Source organism: Elioraea sp. Yellowstone (assembly GCF_006704265.1).
GTDB lineage: Bacteria > Pseudomonadota > Alphaproteobacteria > Acetobacterales > Acetobacteraceae > Elioraea.
The window spans coordinates 1-1,172 of sequence record NZ_VIKA01000289.1 but is presented as its reverse complement, the minus strand read 5'-3'; the positions used below and the strand labels follow the sequence as shown (position 1 = coordinate 1,172).

General features: G+C 76.9%; 2 protein-coding genes. Both read left to right on the top strand.

Annotated elements, in window-relative coordinates:
* Positions 1 to 574: PD-(D/E)XK nuclease family protein (locus tag FK498_RS18750; protein ID WP_202614936.1), on the top strand; the 574-nt coding region annotated here is incomplete at its 5' end.
* The coding region (locus tag FK498_RS18745) for a UvrD-helicase domain-containing protein (RefSeq protein ID WP_141857225.1) at positions 571 to 1,172 on the top strand (602 nt) is incomplete at its 3' end. The genes FK498_RS18750 and FK498_RS18745, both read left to right, overlap by 4 nt.

Sequence of the window (1,172 nt, the reverse complement as noted above, 5' to 3'; positions counted from 1 at the left end):
GGCGGCGCTCTGGCGCCCGCGGCTCGCGCGCATCGCCGCCTTCGTCGCCGCGACCGAGGCGGAGCGCCGCGCCGGCGGGCCGCTCGGCGGCCTGTTCGCCGAGGTGAAGACCGAGCACGCGATCGGCGGCCTGCCGGGCGGCCCCTTCCTGCTGGTGGCGAAGGCCGACCGGATCGAACACCGCGACGGACGGCTCGCCGTGCTCGACTACAAGACCGGCGCGGTGCCGAAGGAGGCGCAGGTGAAGTCGGGCACGCAGCCGCAACTGACGCTCGAGGCCGCGCTCGCCGCGCGCGGCGCCTTCGCCGGCATCCCGCCTCTGCCGCCGGGCGAGCTCGCCTACTGGCACCTCTCGGGCGGCTTCGTCCCGGGCAGGGTGGAGCGGCGCTGCGCCGGGGCGGAGGCGGCCGTTGCGGAGGCGGCCTGGGAGGGGCTCCTGCGCCGGCTGCACGCCTTCGACGATCCCGCCACGCCCTACACGGCACGGCCGCATCCCCGCCTCGAGCCGCTGCGCTCGCCCTACGCGGTGCTCGCGCGCATCGACGAGTGGTCGGCGGGGCTGGATCGCGAATGACCGCGCCCACCCCCGAACAGCGGGCTGCCGCCGATCCGCGCGCCTCCGCATGGGTCTCGGCCTCGGCCGGTTCGGGCAAGACGCGGCTCCTGGTCGATCGCGTGCTGCGCCTGATGCTCGCCGGCAGCGATCCCGGCCACATCCTCTGCCTCACCTTCACCCGCGCGGCGGCGGCGGAGATGGCCACGCGGCTGCAGGCACGGCTCGGCGAGTGGGCGACGCTGCCCGACGAGGCGCTCGACCGCGAGATCGAGGCGCTTGCGGGCGCGCCGCCCGACCGGGCGACGCGCGAGCGGGCACGCGCGCTGTTCGCGCGCGTGCTGGACCTGCCGGGCGGGATGAAGATCGCCACCATCCACGCCTTCTGCCAGGGACTGCTGCGCCGCTTCCCGCTCGAGGCCGGCGTCGCCCCGCAATTCGCGCTGGTGGAGGAGGCCGAGGCGCAGGCGCTGCTCGCGCAGGCGCGCGAGGCGGCGCTGGCCGAGGCGCCGCTGACGGAAGCCGGCGCGCGGGCGGTCGCCCGGGCGCCGCTGACGGAAGCGGAGATGAGCGCGCGTGACGACCGTCGCTTGCGGATCCGCCTCAAGCGTCCCTTCGG